This window comes from Cedecea sp. NFIX57 (assembly GCF_900177785.1).
Taxonomy (GTDB): Bacteria; Pseudomonadota; Gammaproteobacteria; order Enterobacterales; family Enterobacteriaceae; genus Cedecea; species Cedecea neteri_C.
The window spans coordinates 1-18,000 of record NZ_FXAS01000020.1 but is presented as its reverse complement, the minus strand read 5'-3'; the positions used below and the strand labels follow the sequence as shown (position 1 = coordinate 18,000).

General features: G+C 53.5%; 11 protein-coding genes and 2 pseudogenes. 5 read left to right on the top strand and 8 right to left on the bottom strand.

Annotated elements, in window-relative coordinates; translation table 11 throughout:
- Window positions 1-192: 192 nt before the first annotated feature.
- The 5 genes from acnB to pdhR all read right to left on the bottom strand — a co-directional run bounded on the left by acnB (window position 193) and on the right by pdhR (window position 10,625).
- Window positions 193-2,790 carry a bifunctional aconitate hydratase 2/2-methylisocitrate dehydratase gene (acnB, locus tag B9Y90_RS17105; RefSeq protein WP_139827410.1) on the bottom strand — a complete coding sequence of 866 codons (2,598 nt, stop codon included), beginning with the start codon at window positions 2,788-2,790 and terminating at the stop codon, window positions 193-195.
- 782 nt (window positions 2,791-3,572) lie between these two features.
- Window positions 3,573-4,997, bottom strand: coding sequence for a dihydrolipoyl dehydrogenase (lpdA, locus tag B9Y90_RS17095; protein ID WP_008461828.1), 1,425 nt, complete (start codon window positions 4,995-4,997; stop codon window positions 3,573-3,575).
- A gap of 175 nt (window positions 4,998-5,172) precedes the next feature.
- On the bottom strand, window positions 5,173-7,062 hold the full coding sequence (aceF, locus tag B9Y90_RS17090) for a pyruvate dehydrogenase complex dihydrolipoyllysine-residue acetyltransferase (protein WP_085541982.1): 1,890 nt from the start codon (window positions 7,060-7,062) through the stop codon (window positions 5,173-5,175).
- A 14-nt stretch (window positions 7,063-7,076) separates the two neighbouring features.
- Window positions 7,077-9,740: a pyruvate dehydrogenase (acetyl-transferring), homodimeric type gene (aceE, locus tag B9Y90_RS17085; protein WP_008461826.1), complete on the bottom strand. Its 2,664-nt coding sequence runs from the start codon at window positions 9,738-9,740 to the stop codon at window positions 7,077-7,079.
- 120 nt (window positions 9,741-9,860) lie between these two features.
- Window positions 9,861-10,625, bottom strand: a complete 765-nt coding sequence (pdhR, locus tag B9Y90_RS17080; RefSeq protein WP_039290334.1) for a pyruvate dehydrogenase complex transcriptional repressor PdhR — start codon at window positions 10,623-10,625, stop codon at window positions 9,861-9,863.
- A gap of 537 nt (window positions 10,626-11,162) precedes the next feature.
- On the opposite strand from pdhR, the gene aroP reads away from it, so the two are divergent.
- Window positions 11,163-12,533 (top strand): aromatic amino acid transporter AroP, encoded by a 1,371-nt coding sequence (gene aroP, locus B9Y90_RS17075; RefSeq protein WP_172743936.1) that lies wholly within the window; start codon window positions 11,163-11,165, stop codon window positions 12,531-12,533.
- A gap of 50 nt (window positions 12,534-12,583) precedes the next feature.
- On the opposite strand, the gene ampE is transcribed toward aroP, so the two are convergent.
- Both ampE and ampD read right to left on the bottom strand, forming a co-directional pair.
- Complete coding sequence (gene ampE / locus B9Y90_RS17070; protein ID WP_039290331.1) at window positions 12,584-13,438, bottom strand: beta-lactamase regulator AmpE; 855 nt, start codon at window positions 13,436-13,438, stop codon at window positions 12,584-12,586.
- Window positions 13,435-13,998 carry a 1,6-anhydro-N-acetylmuramyl-L-alanine amidase AmpD gene (gene ampD / locus B9Y90_RS17065; protein WP_085541980.1) on the bottom strand — a complete coding sequence of 188 codons (564 nt, stop codon included), beginning with the start codon at window positions 13,996-13,998 and terminating at the stop codon, window positions 13,435-13,437. Before ampD ends, ampE begins: the two co-directional genes overlap by 4 nt.
- An 83-nt stretch (window positions 13,999-14,081) precedes the next feature.
- On the opposite strand from ampD, the gene nadC reads away from it, so the two are divergent.
- The 4 genes and pseudogenes from nadC to B9Y90_RS27350 all read left to right on the top strand — a co-directional run.
- Complete coding sequence (nadC, locus tag B9Y90_RS17060; protein WP_039290326.1) at window positions 14,082-14,972, top strand: carboxylating nicotinate-nucleotide diphosphorylase; 891 nt, start codon at window positions 14,082-14,084, stop codon at window positions 14,970-14,972.
- A gap of 184 nt (window positions 14,973-15,156) precedes the next feature.
- On the top strand, window positions 15,157-15,606 hold the full coding sequence (gene ppdD / locus B9Y90_RS17055; protein ID WP_085541979.1) for a prepilin peptidase-dependent pilin: 450 nt from the start codon (window positions 15,157-15,159) through the stop codon (window positions 15,604-15,606).
- Between the two features lie 3 nt (window positions 15,607-15,609).
- A complete protein-coding gene (gspE, locus tag B9Y90_RS17050; protein ID WP_085541978.1) occupies window positions 15,610-16,989 on the top strand; it encodes a type II secretion system protein GspE in 1,380 nt (459 codons plus the stop codon).
- Window positions 16,982-17,530: pseudogene (locus tag B9Y90_RS27350) on the top strand (type II secretion system F family protein); the annotation flags it as partial. The gene gspE and the pseudogene B9Y90_RS27350, both read left to right, overlap by 8 nt.
- A 275-nt stretch (window positions 17,531-17,805) precedes the next feature.
- On the opposite strand, the pseudogene B9Y90_RS27345 reads toward B9Y90_RS27350, so the two are convergent.
- Window positions 17,806-18,000, bottom strand: a pseudogene (locus B9Y90_RS27345) (hypothetical protein); the annotation flags it as partial.

Genomic DNA, 18,000 nt, shown 5'->3' with positions numbered 1-18,000 from the left:
TCCTCTACATCGCGGGGGAAATCCTCACCCACGCCTATAGGCTTAATTATCGCAGCAAAGTCAGGGGAAAACAGCGTGGCGAGTAGAAGGACAAGAAATAAAAAGGTGAGAGCGAGACCCTGCGATCTGATGCCCTCACCCCGGCCCTCTCCAACAGGGAGAGGGAGAACACAGAGTGAGGGTATTTGGCTTTTAAACGGTGGTCTGGAAGATGACGCCGTCCGCTTTCTCGGTGTACTGAGACAGCTGGTCAAAGTTCAGGTAGCGGTAGGTATCTACAGCCGTTTTATCAACCTGAGTCATGAAGGTCTGATATTCGTCAGGGGTTGGCAGTTTACCCAACAGGGAAGCCACGGCCGCCAGCTCAGCAGACGCCAGGAAGACATTCGCGCCGGTTCCCAAACGGTTCGGGAAGTTACGGGTTGAAGTCGACACGACCGTCGCGCCATCAGCCACACGAGCCTGGTTACCCATGCACAGGGAGCAGCCTGGAATTTCGATACGAGCTCCGCTCTTACCGAACACGCTGTAATAGCCTTCTTCCGTCAGCTGAGCTGCGTCCATACGGGTTGGCGGTGCCACCCACAGGCGAGTTGGCAGCTGGCCTTTGTGGCTGTCCAGCAGTTTACCTGCCGCACGGAAATGACCAATGTTGGTCATGCAGGAACCGATAAACACTTCGTCGATCTTCTCCCCGGCCACGTCGGACAGCAGACGAGCATCATCCGGGTCGTTTGGCGCGCAAAGGATTGGCTCTTTGATATCGTTCAGATCGATGTCGATCACTGCCGCATATTCTGCGTCCGCGTCGGCTTCCATCAGTTGCGGATCTGCCAGCCATTTTTCCATGCCCTGAATACGGCGCTCAAGCGTACGACGGTCGCCGTAACCTTCGGCAATCATCCACTTCAGCAGCACGATGTTGGAATTCAGGTACTCTTCGATCGGTTCGCGATCCAGCTTAATGGTGCAACCTGCGGCCGAACGCTCTGCGGAAGCATCGGTCAGCTCAAACGCCTGCTCAACTTTCAGCGTCGGCAGGCCTTCGATTTCCAGGATACGGCCAGAGAAGATGTTTTTCTTACCCTTCTTCTCCACGGTCAGCAGGCCCTGTTTGATCGCATACAGCGGGATCGCATGTACCAAATCACGCAGGGTAATACCCGGCTGCATTTCGCCTTTAAAGCGAACCAGCACGGACTCAGGCATATCCAGCGGCATAACGCCGGTCGCTGCGGCAAACGCTACCAGACCAGAACCCGCCGGGAAGGAAATCCCGATTGGGAAACGAGTGTGGGAATCACCGCCGGTGCCGACAGTATCCGGCAGCAGCATGCGGTTCAGCCATGAGTGAATAACGCCATCGCCCGGACGCAGAGAGACGCCGCCACGGTTCATGATGAAGTCAGGCAGCGTGTGGTGCGTTGTCACGTCCACCGGCTTCGGATAAGCCGCGGTGTGGCAGAAGGACTGCATGACCAGATCCGCAGAGAAACCAAGGCAGGCAAGGTCTTTCAGCTCATCACGGGTCATCGGCCCGGTGGTGTCCTGGGAACCTACGGAAGTCATTTTTGGTTCGCAGTAAGCGCCAGGGCGAATACCTTCCACGCCACAGGCGCGGCCAACCATTTTCTGCGCCAGCGAGTAACCGCGGGTGCTGGCGGCAACGTCTTTCGCCTGAACGAATACGTCGCTATGCGGCAGGCTCAGCGCTTCGCGCGCTTTGGTCGTCAGGCCACGGCCGATGATCAGCGGAATACGGCCGCCAGCGCGCACTTCGTCCAGCAGCACGTCAGTTTTCAGTTCAAAGTTGGCGATCACCGCGTCGGTTTCGTGATTACGCACTTCGCCTTTATACGGGTAAATGTCGATCACATCGCCCATATTCAGATCGTTAACGTCAACTTCGATCGGCAGTGCACCAGCATCTTCCATGGTGTTGAAGAAGATTGGGGCGATTTTTCCGCCCAGCACAACGCCGCCGCCGCGCTTGTTTGGCACGTTCGGAATGTCATCGCCCATAAACCACAGCACGGAGTTGGTAGCTGATTTACGGGAAGAACCGGTGCCCACAACATCGCCCACGTAGGCCAGCGGGAAACCTTTTTTCTGCAGCGCTTCGATCTGCTTGATCGGGCCGATCACGCCAGCTTGATCGGGCTCAATACCTTCGCGGGCGTTTTTCAGCATCGCCAGGGCGTGCAGAGGGATATCCGGGCGGGACCATGCGTCCGGCGCCGGAGACAGGTCATCGGTGTTAGTTTCACCGGTGACTTTAAAGACGGTAACGGTGATTTTCTCGGCCAGTTTAGGGCGAGACAGGAACCATTCGGCTTCGGACCAGGACTTCAGCACTTGCTGAGCGTAGGTGTTGCCCGCTTTGGCCTTCTCTTCTACGTCGTAGAAGTTATCAAACATCAGCAGCGTGTGGGACAGCGCTTTGGCGGCAATCGGTGCCAGCTTTTCGTTATCCAGTGCGTCAATCAGCGGATGAATGTTGTAGCCACCCTGCATGGTGCCCAGCAGTTCAACGGCTTTTTCAGGGGAAATCAGCGGGGATGTGGCATCGCCTTTGGCAATGGCAGCAAGGAAACCGGCTTTCACGTAGGCGGCTTCATCAACGCCCGGCGGTACACGGTTAGTAATCAGATCTAACAGGAATGCTTCTTCACCTGCTGGTGGGGTTTTCAGCAGCTCAACCAGTGCAGCCATTTGGGTGGCATCTAAGGGTTTTGGAACAATCCCTTCTGCGGCACGTTCAGCTACGTGCTTACGGTATTCTTCTAGCACGACGGTTCTCCTCGCTCTCATTGTCATTTGGCGCTACCGGATCTCTCTCTTCACGCTCCTGTGAGACAGCAGTTTGTAGGGTAAATGCCCGGTACCGCGTCGGGCAGCATAGCAGGATTTTCAGGGGGTGTTAATCTGTTTACAAAAAAGCAACATTAAAACTTTGCTGAATCGTTAAGGGGGAATAGATTACTTTTTGATATGACCATCAGACACAAAAAAACCGCCTTTCGGCGGTTAGTTTGCCCTGACAAAGTGGTAGCACACAATGAAAGGAAATGTTTTGTGGCAAGTCCAGTACGAGGACGATAATGCCCTTATCAGTGTGTGGTTGCAAGGCATATTGCTCATTTTGCGAACGAAGCTCTAAAAGAGGATGTAAGCCACTGCAAGCTTAAAATCTCCATATCCGATCCCACTATTTTACCCTACATTCAACGATGGCCTGCTTCGCTGGTGTAGCAGCCAGTCATCGGGTTCGGGAGCAGTTTAACCGCTCTACGTGGTAAGTCCTGTACACTTGCCTGATTCTGCCTTTCCCGGTGAAGAAGGAATCGCCGTAGCCCAAAAGGGTATACACGCAATGGAAATGCGTTTGCTGTACGCGCTGCTTCTGTTGTTAGGTTCGCTGCTTTCGCTGAGCCAGGGTGGCTGGAACATTTCAGACATTACCGTTCAGTTCGTTTTGAACCTGGGCAATTAAGCTACTGGCCGCTCGCAAGGGCGGCCTTTTACAAGCAAAAAAAACGGCCCCTGAGGGCCGCTTTATCAAACGCTGAAAGTTACTTTTTCTTCGCTTTGGCGTTTGGCAGGTCGGTGATGCTACCTTCGAAGACTTCAGCCGCCAGGCCAACGGATTCGTGCAGCGTCGGGTGAGCGTGGATGGTGAGCGCGATGTCTTCTGCGTCACAACCCATCTCGATAGCCAGACCGATTTCGCCCAACAGCTCGCCGCCGTTGGTCCCGACAATCGCCCCACCGATAACGCGGTGAGTTTCTTTGTCGAAGATAAGCTTGGTCATACCGTCTGCGCAGTCGGAAGCGATAGCACGGCCAGAAGCAGCCCACGGGAAGGTGGCGGTTTCGTAGCTGATGCCTTTCTCTTTCGCTTCTTTCTCAGTCAGACCAACCCATGCAACTTCTGGCTCAGTGTAAGCGATAGATGGGATCACTTTCGGATCGAAGTAGTGCTTCATCCCGGCGATAACTTCTGCGGCAACGTGGCCTTCGTGAACACCTTTGTGTGCCAGCATTGGCTGACCGACGATATCGCCGATAGCAAAGATGTGCGGCACGTTGGTGCGCAGCTGTTTGTCAACACGGATAAAGCCACGGTCGTCCACTTCAACACCGGCTTTGCCTGCATCAAGGTTTTTACCGTTCGGCACGCGGCCGATAGCCACCAGAACCGCGTCGTAACGCTGTGGTTCTGCAGGGGCTTTTTTGCCTTCCATGGAAACGTAGATGCCGTCTTCTTTCGCTTCAACGGCAGTCACTTTGGTTTCCAGCATCAGGTTGAATTTCTTGCTGATGCGTTTGGTGAAGACTTTAACGATGTCTTTGTCTGCAGCCGGGATAACCTGGTCGAACATTTCAACCACGTCAATGTCTGAACCCAGCGCATGGTATACGGTGCCCATTTCCAGACCGATGATACCGCCGCCCATAACCAGCAGGCGTTTAGGTACGGATTTCAGCTCCAGCGCATCTGTGGAATCCCACACGCGTGGATCTTCATGAGGAATGAACGGCAGCTCGATCGGACGGGAACCCGCCGCGATGATAGCGTTGTCGAAGTTGATCACGGTTTTACCGTTTTCGCCTTCCACTTCCAGGGTGTTAGCCCCGGTGAATTTACCCAGACCGTTTACCACTTTCACTTTACGGCCTTTGGCCATACCCGCCAGGCCGCCGGTCAGCTGAGTGATAACTTTCTCTTTCCAGGTACGAATTTTGTCGATATCGGTTTTCGGCTCACCGAAAACGATGCCGTGTTCGGCCAGTGCTTTTGCTTCTTCGATAACTTTAGCAACGTGCAGCAGCGCTTTAGAAGGGATACAGCCGACGTTCAGACAAACACCACCAAGGGTGCTGTAACGCTCTACGATGACGGTTTCCAGACCTAAATCCGCGGCGCGGAATGCTGCGGAGTAACCTGCCGGGCCTGCCCCAAGTACTACGACCTGAGTTTTGATTTCTGTGCTCATCATGACCTCTTAATTTATACCCGTCGTCCACCGGGTCGTTCTATCCGCCCGCAGTTTACAAAATTGTTAACAATTTTGAAACAACAAACGGCTCACGAATTATCGCTTTCGCCAATAACCTCACAAACACCATGAGATTACCAGAAAAAAGCCGGCCGATTGGCCGGCTTTTCAATTACATCACCAGGCGGCGAATATCAGACAACATGTTGTTGATGATGGTGATGAAGCGAGCCCCATCAGCGCCGTCGATTACGCGGTGATCGAAGGAAAGAGACATTGGCATCATCAGACGCGGCGTGAACTCTTTACCGTTCCAGACCGGCTCCATCGCAGACTTGGAGACACCCAGGATAGCCACTTCTGGCGCGTTAACAATCGGCGCGAAGTGAGTTGTCCCGATACCGCCCAGGCTGGAGATGGTGAAGCAGCCGCCCTGCATTTCGCCAGCGGTCAGCTTGCCGTCACGAGCTTTCTTGGAGATAGCCATCAGTTCGCGAGACAGCTCGGTGATGCTCTTCTTGTTCACGTCTTTGAAGACTGGAACAACCAGACCATTCGGGGTATCAACCGCCACACCGATGTTGATGTATTTTTTCAGCGTCAGCTTCTGGCCATCTTCGGACAGGGAACTGTTGAAGCGAGGCATCTGCTCCAGCGCAGCAGCAACGGCTTTCATGATGAACACCACAGGGGTGAACTTCACGTCCAGCTTACGCTTAGCGGCTTCGTCGTTCTGCTGCTTACGGAACGCTTCCAGATCGGTGATATCGGTTTTGTCGAAGTGGGTAACGTGCGGGATCATCACCCAGTTACGGCTCAGGTTAGCACCAGAGATTTTCTGGATGCGGCCCATTTCCACTTCTTCGATTTCGCCGAACTTGCTGAAGTCCACTTTCGGCCATGGCAGCATGCCTGGCAGACCGCCGCCGGTCGCAGCCGGAGCTGCTTCAGCGCGCTTAACAGCGTCTTTCACGTAAGCCTGAACGTCTTCGCGCAGGATACGACCTTTACGGCCGGTGCCTTTCACTTTCGCCAGATTAACGCCGAATTCGCGAGCCAGACGACGGATCAGCGGAGTAGCGTGAACGTACGCGTCGTTTTCAGCAAATTCAGATTTGCCTTCTGCTTTAGCAGCAGGTGCAGCGGCTTTGGCTGCCGGGGCTGGTGCCGCAGCGGCTGGCGCTGGTGCAGCAGCAGTCGGAGCCGCAGCAGGCGCAGCGCCTTCTACTTCGAAGACCATGATCAGGGAGCCGGTAGACACTTTGTCGCCGGTGCTGATTTTGATTTCTTTCACGGTACCGGCGAATGGCGCAGGCACTTCCATGGAAGCTTTGTCGCCTTCAACGGTGATCAGTGACTGCTCAGCGGCAACTTTGTCGCCCACTTTGACCATCACTTCAGTGACTTCAACTTCATCACCGCCGATGTCCGGGACGTTAACTTCTTTAGAGCCGGAAGCCGCAGGTGCTGCGGCAGCAGCCGGAGCAGCAGCCTGTGCTGGAGCGGCTGCAGGTGCGGCACCCGCCACTTCGAAGACCATGATCAGAGAGCCGGTAGACACTTTGTCGCCGGTGCTGATTTTGATCTCTTTCACCACGCCCGCGAACGGAGCAGGGACTTCCATAGAAGCTTTGTCGCCTTCTACGGTGATCAGAGACTGTTCAGCGGCAACGGTGTCGCCCACTTTCACCATGATCTCGGTAACTTCAACTTCGTCACCGCCGATGTCTGGCACATTAACGTCTTTTGCGCTCGCGGCAGCAGGTGCTGCGGCCGGAGCGGCTTCTTTCTTCTCTTCTGCCTTAGCAGGTGCAGCGGCTGCTGCACCTTCGGCGGAATCGAAAATCATGATCAGTTTACCGGTCTCGGTTTTGTCGCCGACAGAGACTTTGATCTCTTTCACGACGCCAGCCTGTGGAGACGGAACTTCCATAGAGGCTTTATCGCCTTCTACAGTGATCAGCGACTGTTCAGCTTCAACTTTGTCGCCAACTTTGACCAGAATCTCGGTGATTTCAACTTCATCAGCGCCGATGTCTGGTACTTTGATTTCGATAGCCATTGTCTCTTTACCTCTTACGCCAGACGCGGGTTAACTTTTTCTGCATCGATGTTGAATTTGGTAATTGCGTCTGCAACCACTTTCTTATCGATTTCGCCACGTTTAGCCAGTTCGCCCAGGGCTGCTACGACCACGTAAGAAGCATCAACTTCGAAGTGGTGACGCAGGTTTTCGCGGCTGTCAGAACGACCGAAGCCGTCAGTACCCAGTACGCGATAATCATCCGCTGGTACGTAAGTACGAACCTGCTCAGCGAACAGTTTCATATAGTCAGTAGAAGCAACCGCTGGAGCGTCGTTCATCACCTGAGCGATGTAAGGTACGCGCGGAGTTTCCATTGGGTGCAGCATGTTCCAGCGCTCACAATCCTGGCCATCACGAGCCAGTTCGGTGAAGGAGGTTACGCTGTACACGTCAGAGCCCACGCCGTAGTCGTTCGCCAGGATCTGTGCTGCTTCACGTACGTGACGCAGGATAGAACCGGAGCCCAGCAGCTGAACTTTACCTTTGCTACCTGCAACGGTTTCGAGTTTGTAGATACCTTTACGGATACCTTCCTCGGCACCTGCTGGCATAGCCGGCATGTGGTAGTTTTCGTTCAGAGTGGTGATGTAGTAGTAAATGTTCTCTTGCGCTTCACCGTACATACGGGTCAGACCATCGTGCATGATGACAGCCACTTCGTACGCGTAAGACGGGTCGTAAGAGATACAGTTAGGGATAGTCAGAGACTGAATGTGGCTGTGACCATCTTCGTGCTGCAGACCTTCACCGTTCAGCGTAGTACGACCGGAAGTCCCGCCGACCAGGAAGCCGCGAGCCTGTTGGTCGCCAGCCTGCCAGCACAGGTCACCGATACGCTGGAAACCGAACATAGAGTAGTAGATGTAGAACGGAATCATCGGCAGGTTGTTGGTGCTGTAAGAGGTCGCAGCCGCCAGCCAGGATGCGCCCGCACCCAGTTCGTTGATCCCTTCCTGCAGAATCTGGCCTTTCTCGTCTTCTTTGTAGTATGCAACCTGCTCACGGTCCTGCGGGGTGTACTGCTGGCCGTTCGGGCTGTAGATACCGATCTGACGGAACAGACCTTCCATACCAAAGGTACGCGCTTCATCGGCGATAATTGGAACCAGACGGTCTTTGATAGACGGGTTCTTCAGCATCACGTTCAGGGCACGAACGAAGGCGATGGTGGTGGAGATCTCTTTGTTCTGCTCTTCCAGCAGCTGAGAGAAGTCTTCCAGCGCAGGCAGTTCCAGTTTTTCGGAGAAGTTAGGCTGACGAGCAGGCAGGTAGCCTTTCAGTGCCTGGCGACGTTCGTGCAGGTACTTGTGCTCTTCGGTGCCTTCAGGGAAGGTGATGTAAGACAGGTTTTCTACCTGCTCATCGGTCACTGGCACATTGAAACGGTCGCGGATATAACGCACGCCGTCCATGTTCATTTTCTTCACCTGGTGAGCGATGTTTTTACCTTCTGCGGTATCGCCCATGCCGTAACCTTTGATGGTGTGGGCCAGGATAACGGTCGCTTTACCTTTGGTTTCCTGCGCTTTTTTCAGTGCAGCGTAGACTTTCTTCGGATCGTGACCACCGCGGTTCAGGGCCCAGATCTGCTCATCAGTCCAGTCTGCAACCAGCGCTGCGGTTTCAGGGTATTTGCCGAAGAAGTGCTCACGAACGTAAGCGCCGTCTTTGGATTTGAAGGTCTGATAGTCACCGTCAACGGTTTCGTTCATCAGTTGGATCAGTTTACCGCTGGTATCTTTACGCAGCAGCTCATCCCAACGACCGCCCCACATCACTTTGATTACGTTCCAGCCAGCACCGCTGAAGATGCCTTCCAGTTCGTTGATGATCTTGCCGTTACCGGTGACCGGACCATCCAGACGCTGCAGGTTACAGTTGATGATGAAGCACAGGTTATCCAGCTTCTCACGGGTCGCGATGGTGATCGCGCCTTTAGATTCTGGCTCATCCATTTCACCGTCGCCCAGGAAGGCATAAACGGTTTGCTCGGAGGTGTCTTTCAGGCCACGGTGTTCCAGATATTTCAGGAATTTAGCCTGGTAGATCGCACCGATTGGGCCCAGACCCATGGAAACGGTCGGGAACTGCCAGAATTCTGGCATCAGTTTAGGGTGCGGATAAGAAGACAGGCCTTTACCGTGAACTTCCTGACGGAAATTGTTCATCTGCTCTTCGGTCAGGCGGCCTTCAAGGAAAGCACGTGCGTAGATGCCCGGAGAGATGTGGCCCTGGAAGTACACCAGATCGCCGCCGTCTTTCTCGTTAGCTGCACGGAAGAAGTGGTTGAAGCACACTTCGTAAACGGTCGCAGAAGACTGGAAGGATGCCATGTGGCCGCCCAGTTCCAGATCTTTCTTGGATGCACGCAGAACGGTCATGATGGCGTTCCAGCGGATAGCAGAACGGATACGGCGTTCCAGATCCAGATTGCCCGGATATTCCGGTTCGTCTTCAACGGCAATGGTGTTCACATAGTTGCGAGCACCTGCAGAAGCAGCGACTTTCACGCCGCCTTTGCTGGCTTCGGACAGCAACTGATCAATCAGATACTGTGCACGCTCAACACCTTCTTCACGGATAACCGATTCGATCGCCTGTAGCCAGTCGCGAGTTTCAATCGGATCCACGTCATTTGGGAAACGTTCTGACATGGGGGGTATTCCTTATCTGTCTAATACGTTGATTATCTGGAACCTGTCCCATTGTATTTTCGCGAGAAAACACAATAAGACAGGTTCTGTGTTTAGTTGCCGCGCTCTAAAGTTTGGCGCTTAATCCTTACGTTGCTGAAGAAGACGGAGAGAGCGCTCACGACGGCTCTGCTCACGGCTGCGATCCAGCAATATTTCCTCAATAAACGCCAGGTGACGGTGCGACGCTTCTCGCGCCTGCTCCGGCTGGCGAGCCATAATCGCCGCAAAAATGCTGGCGCGATGGCTGCTCACTTGCGCCAACATCTCGCGGCGCGCGTAGAGCAATTCAAAATTCTGGCGAACGTTCTGTTCGAGCATAGGCTCCATGCAGCGTAATAAATGAAGAAGCACAACATTATGCGCGGCTTCGGTTACGGCAATTTGATACTGCATGACGGCATCGGCTTCGGCGTCTAAATCGCCGGACTCCTGAGCCTGCTGGATGGCAATATGACAATCACCAATGCGCGAGAGATCTTCTTCGGTTCCGCGCAGCGCCGCGTAATAAGCGGCAATGCCTTCAAGCGCATGGCGGGTTTCAAGCAGATCAAACTGGGATTCGGGATGGTCTGAGAGCAGTTCGACCAGCGGGTCGCTGAGGCTCTGCCAAAGGCTGTTCTGGACAAAAGTACCGCCGCCCTGGCGACGAAGCAGCAAACCCTTAGCTTCGAGGCGCTGGATGGCCTCACGCAGCGAAGGTCGGGAAACATCAAATTGTTTCGCCAGTTCGCGTTCAGGTGGAAGTTTTTCGCCCGGGCGTAGAGTGCCCTCAAGGATGAGAAACTCCAGCTGCTGCTCTATCACATCGGATAATTTTGGTTGGCGGATTTTGCTGTAGGCCATCGTTCCCTATCTCTGCCATTAGCCCGGAGTCAATTGGTAAGACCAATTTCACGTTCGTGAGGCTAAAAGTAACAAAGTATTCACCTTCTGTCCATATTGGTTTTGATTGAAATCATGAAAGCAGGCACATTTTAACAATAACAAAAGAAGGGGTTTTCAAAACCATAACCTGGGCACTAACTCACGTTTACCCACAAAGCGGTAAGTTAACGTTTATGAAACGATATATTTTTCAAAAACAACCGAGAGACGCAGTAAATGTATGTCATTTTTGTGACGTAAAACGGCTGCTCAAGAACTATTCCGACCTCACATTTCCCTCCCCCCTTTTTTACAAATGGTTTCTTTTTGCCCAACTCGTCAGAGCAGTGGCAGAAAGCAGGTGCAAAGGCCTGCGCTTAACACTATTCTTTGCGATGCGGTAGCCCTATCCGCGAAATTCATAATTGATAGCCGTAAAAAAAAGACTACACATTACGGAATACAACAATTACATCCGCGTCAATGTAGCGCAGACATTAACCACTACGAGGTTACATGATGGAAGGTCAACAGCACGGCGACACGCTGAAGCGCGGTCTAAAAAACCGCCATATTCAGCTGATCGCGCTGGGTGGAGCTATCGGGACGGGCCTGTTTCTGGGCAGCGCATCCGTCATCCAGTCCGCAGGTCCGGCAATTATTCTCGGCTATGCTATCGCCGGATTTATTGCTTTTTTAATTATGCGCCAGTTGGGTGAAATGGTCGTTGAGGAGCCGGTAGCCGGGTCCTTCAGCCATTTTGCTTATAAGTACTGGGGGGGTTTCGCGGGCTTCGCTTCTGGCTGGAACTACTGGGTACTCTACGTTCTGGTCGCCATGGCTGAACTGACGGCTGTCGGCAAATACATTCAATTCTGGTGGCCGGAGATCCCAACCTGGGCCACGGCGGCGGTGTTCTTCGTCGCTATCAACGCCATCAACTTAACTAACGTTAAAGTCTTTGGTGAGATGGAGTTCTGGTTCGCCATTATTAAAGTGGTGGCGGTTATCGCCATGATCCTGTTCGGCGGCTGGCTGCTGTTTAGCGGCAACGGCGGCCCGCAGGCATCCGTCAGCAACCTCTGGGATCAGGGCGGCTTCCTGCCGCACGGTATTACCGGGCTGGTCATGATGATGGCTATCATTATGTTCTCCTTCGGCGGGCTTGAGCTGGTCGGTATTACTGCCGCCGAGGCAGACAACCCGGAAGTGAGCATTCCAAAAGCGACCAACCAGGTTATCTATCGTATTCTGATTTTCTATGTGGGATCGCTGGCGATTCTGCTTTCTCTGCTGCCGTGGACGCGTGTTACCGCAGACACCAGTCCATTCGTGCTGATCTTCCATGAGCTGGGCGATACTTTCGTGGCTAACGCCCTGAATATCGTGGTACTCACCGCTGCCCTGTCGGTTTACAACAGCTGCGTTTACTGCAACAGCCGTATGCTGTTCGGACTGGCGCAGCAGGGCAACGCGCCGAAAATGCTGAAAAGCGTCGATAAGCGCGGTGTGCCGGTGAACACGATTCTGGTTTCCGCAGGCTTTACCGCCCTTTGCGTGCTGATTAACTACCTGGCACCGGAATCCGCTTTCGGCCTGCTGATGGCTCTGGTGGTCTCCGCCCTGGTCATCAACTGGGCAATGATCAGCCTGGCGCACATGAAGTTCCGTCGCGCCAAGCAGCAGCAAGGGGTAAAAACCCGCTTCCCGGCCCTGTTCTATCCACTGGGCAACTGGGTCTGCCTGCTGTTTATGGTTGGCGTGCTGGTTATCATGCTGATTACGCCGGGCATGGCTATCTCGGTTTATCTGATCCCAGTGTGGATTGCGATTCTGGGAATCGGTTATTTCCTGAAGCAGAAGAACCTGAAGGCTGTAAAAGCCTGATAAACAAAACGCCCCGCATTTGCGGGGCGTTTTGTTACAAACCTTCCTGCCTAGACCAAAGTCCCGTAAATCGTCAGTAACGCCACAACCGCCACAATCACCAATGAAATCTTCTTCGCCAGCGATACCGCAGCTTTCGGCGTTTTCATCTTATCCTGATGGGGTTCTCTCGCCAGCGAGTACTGGGCTAACTGTGTCAAAACCTGGTATTGAGAAGTATGTCTGTCGGCAAGGGATGCAAACCAGGCCGGAAGCGCTCGTTCACCGTGCCCCAGTAAGGCATAAGCGACCCCAACCAGGCGAACAGGCACCCAGTCCAGTACGTGAAGAATGCCATCAATCCCTGAGAGCAAGCGCTCATGCGCCGTGTGGTGCCGAGCAAGCCAGGTTTGCCATGCGCGCAAGAAAGCATATCCCGCGAGCGTAACCGGCCCCCAGACTCCGCCCACCACGAACCAAAACAGCGGGGCAAGATAGAAGCGGAAGTTAATCCACAGCAGCGCGTTTTGAAGCTCACGCAGGTATTCACGCTCGCTGCACTCAGGCGGAACACCATGAATCAATGTCAGCTCGGCGGCCATCGCATCGCGGGCATGCTCATCATCATGGCTGGCAGCTTTAAGATACGAATGGTAATGCAGCCTGACCTGACCGGCCCCGATGCACAACACACCTAGCGCAATCCAGAACACCAGCAGCGGGACGTTGAACAATAATCCATGCAAAGCACGGAGGATCAGGAAAACAACGGCCATAAAGGCCGCAGTCATTAGCAGCGTTCTTAACAAAGAAAAATGCTTAACCCGCCCGAACAGCACTTCAAGACGGTGATCTAACTGCCAGTGCTCGCCCATTTTGAACAATCGCTCGCCCATCAGGACTAACAGCAGGGTAAACAGGGTCATGTGCTCTCCTTGTCAGTTGCCTCTTCAACCGCACCCAAAAAGCGCGGCCAGTCAAACGAAGGGCCAGGGTCGGTCTTCCGACCGGGCGCTATGTCGCTGTGGCCCGTCATGTGTTTCGCTATATCAGGATAGTGTTGAATCAGTAAGTTAGCTAAAGCAGTGAGTTGTTCATACTGAGCGTCGGTATAAGCCAGTGTGTCGGTACCTTCCAGCTCAATACCGATAGAAAAGTCGTTGCACTTCTCTCTGCCCCGGTAGCTTGAGACGCCCGCATGCCAGGCTCGTTTATCGAAAGGCACGTACTGAACAATTTCGCCGTCCCGGCGAATCAGACAATGGGCTGACACGCGCAAATGCGAAATACCGGCAAAGTAAGGATGCGCGGCGGGATCTAGCGTTCCGGCAAATAACGCGTCAATCCATGGGCCACCGAACTCCCCAGGCGGTAAACTGATATTGTGCACCACCAGCAACGAGGGATTTTCCTCTTCCGGTCGGCCGTCACAATGCGGGGATGGCAGATGTTTTACCCCCACCAGCCAGCCGTCTTTAAGCTGCATGAGAGGTTCTCCTTAGAGTGGTACTTGAAGTCGCTTCAGAGTAGCATGAAACGATACTAACTTATTCATTCCGGAGTTTTATCATGCCGCCCCGCCGTTATAATCCTGACCGCCGACGTGACGAGCTGCTCGAACGAATTACCCTTGATATCCCTCTCGCCGTATCCCAGGCGCTGCGGGAAGATCTGGGGGGTGAAGTCGACCCGAATAACGACATCACGGCACAACTATTACCCCCAGAAAGCACGTCTCATGCGGTCGTTATCACCCGTGAAAATGGCATTTTTTGCGGTAAACGCTGGGTAGAAGAAGTCTTTATTCAGCTTGGCGGCGACGTGACGGTGACCTGGCATGTTGAAGATGGTGCTGAAGTCAGCATCAATCAGCCACTTTTTGAGCTCAATGGCCCAGCCCGCATTCTCCTGACCGGAGAAAGAACGGCCTTGAACTTCGTGCAAACGCTCTCAGGCGTAGCCAGCGAAGTTCACAGTTACGTGGCGCTGCTTGAGGGCACTAAAACGCAGTTGCTGGATACCCGTAAAACGCTTCCTGGCCTGCGCACCGCACTGAAATATGCCGTGCTATGCGGCGGGGGCAGCAACCATCGCCTCGGCCTTTCCGATGCTTTCCTGATCAAAGAAAACCACATTATCGCTTCCGGCTCTATCCGTCAGGCCGTGGAGAAAGCATTCTGGATGCATCCGGACGTGCCGGTAGAAGTGGAAGTTGAGTCTCTCGATGAACTGGACCAGGCACTAAAAGCCGGGGCTGACATCATCATGCTGGACAACTTTACCGTTGAGAAAATGCGTGAGGCTGTGGCACTTACTCAAGGGAAAGCGCGCCTGGAGGTCTCGGGCAATGTGACCAAAGAGACGCTGAGAACCTTCGCTGATACGGGCGTGGACTACATCTCTGTGGGGGCTCTGACTAAGCACATACGCGCCCTCGACTTGTCTATGCGCTTCCGCTAATGCAACACCACAGCGGGCCAACCTGTGTTGCGCCCGCTTTTTGCGTACTGACTTCCATTTTGATTGTCGATACATACAACTGCGTCAACTAACGCGGAAGGCATTTCCCGAATCCCCGCTTCCCTGTTCGCTATTGCTTAGCCTGTTCAGCACAGTGTTGCTCTCTAACCAAAAGGAGCGACAGATGAACAAGCAAAAAGGATTTACGCTAATTGAGCTCATGGTGGTGATAGGCATCATCGCCATTCTTAGCGCCATCGGTATTCCAGGCTATCAAAACTACCTTAGTAAAGCAGCATTGACCGATATGCTGCAAACCTTCCTCCCCTATCGTACCGCCGTCGAGCTTTGTGCCATCGAACGTGGGGGACTCTCCGGTTGCAATGCCGGCAGTAACGGCATCGCTGAAACCCAAACGACGCGCTACATCAGTTCAATGAGCGTTGCCAGCGGCATTGTGACGCTCAACGGCCAGGAGTCCCTGAACGGGCTGGCGGTAACGTTCACCCCTCAGTGGAGCGATGCGAACGGCGTAACTGGCTGGGCAAGGGTTTGTAATGCTGAAAACGGATCGCCGCTAAAACAAGCCTGTGAAGATGTATTTCGCTTTAACGCAACGCAAGCGGGGGGGTAGCAAATGAGCACAAAAGAACAGCTTAACGCCCTATGCCAGCACTACAACGCCATATTCGTAGAAGAAACACCCGACACAGTGCGAATTGCTGCTATAGAAGCCCCAAACGAGCAAATGTACGAAGCACTCCGTTTTCTTTGTGATAAACACATTGATGTAGAGATCTGGCCCATTGAGCGGCTTGAGAAATGGCAAACGCGGGAGCCCTCTCAACCTTCGGAACACGATCGCAGCACTTCAGTGGTCGCACTCTTAAATACAGCCCTTGCCACCGCCGTACAGCAACGTGCATCCGATATCCATTTTGAGCCTTTCGAGAATGCCTATCGAATCCGGCTTCGCATTGACGGCGTGCTGCAATGCCAGCCGCTACTGCCTCAGGCAATGGCCACGCCCGTCACTGCAAGGCTCAAAATTCTTGCTAACCTGGATATCGCAGAAAAGCGACTTCCGCAGGATGGGCAAATGGACTACCTGACTGAGGACGTAAAAGCGTCATTTCGCGTCTCGACGCTGCCCTGCCGTTATGGAGAAAAGGTCGTTTTACGGCTTCTTCAGCAGGGCAAACAGCATATGGATATTCACTCACTGGGCATGTCAGAAGATGGAACAAAACAACTTGAGCAATCGCTCCAGGCCCCGCAGGGCATGATTCTGGTAACCGGTCCAACGGGCAGCGGAAAAACCATTACGCTCTACAGTGCCCTAACGGCGCTTAACCAACCAGGCATCAACGTCTGCAGCGTAGAAGACCCAATAGAAATCCCACAGGAAGGGCTGAATCAGACGCAGATAAACCCTAAGGCCGGCCTCACCTTCCAGAACGTCCTGCGAGCGTTGCTGAGGCAGGATCCAGACGTCATTATGGTCGGTGAAATCAGGGATGGAGAAACAGCAGAAATTGCCATCAAAGCTGCCCAGACCGGGCACCTGGTTTTATCGACATTGCACACCAACTCCACCGTTGAAACGCTTGTCCGCCTGGAGCAAATGGCCATTCCTCGCTGGATGATCGCGTCTGCGGTGAATCTCATCGTGGCTCAAAGGCTAGTCAGAAAACTTTGCCCTCACTGCAGAACACACCACGAGCCAGCCATAACATTACCTGCGCACATTTGGCCTTCCGCACTGCCCAATTGGCATGCGACAGGATGTGAACGTTGCTACGGAGGATATTATGGGCGAACAGCGTTATTTGAAATCCTGCCGCTATCCACCGACTTAAGGCAAGCCATCACAGAAAGCAAACCCGCAAGTAACATTCAAAGTCTCGCTAAAGAGCAAGGGATGAGTACGCTTTTCGAAAGTGGCTGCGTCGCCGTAGAACAAGGCCATACAACGTTGGAGGAGGTTTACCGTGTGCTAGGTGTGCCAAATGTCTAAGCCTCTGCTTTGGCGCTGGGAAGCCATAGACAACGAAGGCCAGCTCAAGAGCGGTGAATCGCTTGCCGACGAACGCGCTTCGCTTGAGGAGGAACTTGCTCAACAGCAGCTTCAGCTCCTGTCCGTTAAAAAATCCTCTCTGTCAGGAAAATCCTGTTGGCATATTCAGCACAAAATTGACGTTGTCCGGCAACTTGCAGCGCTGCTCCATGCAGGTATCGCCTTAACTGACGCGCTGTTGCTCATAGCCCGCCAGCACCCAAAACCTGCATGGTCAGCATTATTACAGCACATAGAGCGACAGGTAGCGCAGGGGATACCGTTTTCGGAAACGCTTAAGCAATGGCCCCATATCTTCCCGCCCCTGTTTATTGCCTTGCTGCATACCGGAGAGCTGACGGGAAGGCTTGCTGAGTGCTGCCAGCGACTGGCCGAGCAACAAGAACAACAATACCAACTGACCAAAAAGGTTGTGAAAGCCCTGCGGTATCCGCTCTTTATTTTGATTGTTGCACTGTTGGTAACCGCAGGTATGGTTGGGTTTGTTCTGCCTGAGTTTGCCAATATTTATCGTTCTTTTAACGCGCCGCTGCCCACTATCACCCAAGCAGTAATGAGCCTTTCAGAGTGGGCAACGTCTCAAGGGGGATGGTGGTTTTTAACCTTTATGCTCTTAGCGGTTATCGGCTGGTGGCTTCGCCGTACACGACCCGTTGTTCGAGAAAAAGAACAATTACTGCTGTTAAAAATACCGGTGATTGCTCCCTTGAGGCGAGGCCAGCTACTCAGCCAGATATTTACCGTACTAACGCTGTCTCAGCATTCTGGTGTTCCCCTGTTACAGGGCCTTGAAGCGGTTGAAAAAACGCTGACCCAGACGTTCTGGCAACGGCAAATTACCCGGTGTGCCGTAAAGCCCCGTCCTTCAGGGCGGGGATATAAGGCACGGTTTTCCACCTAACCTGGTGTTTGCTGTTGCTCAATATATTGCCGGATGATCGAAATCGGCGA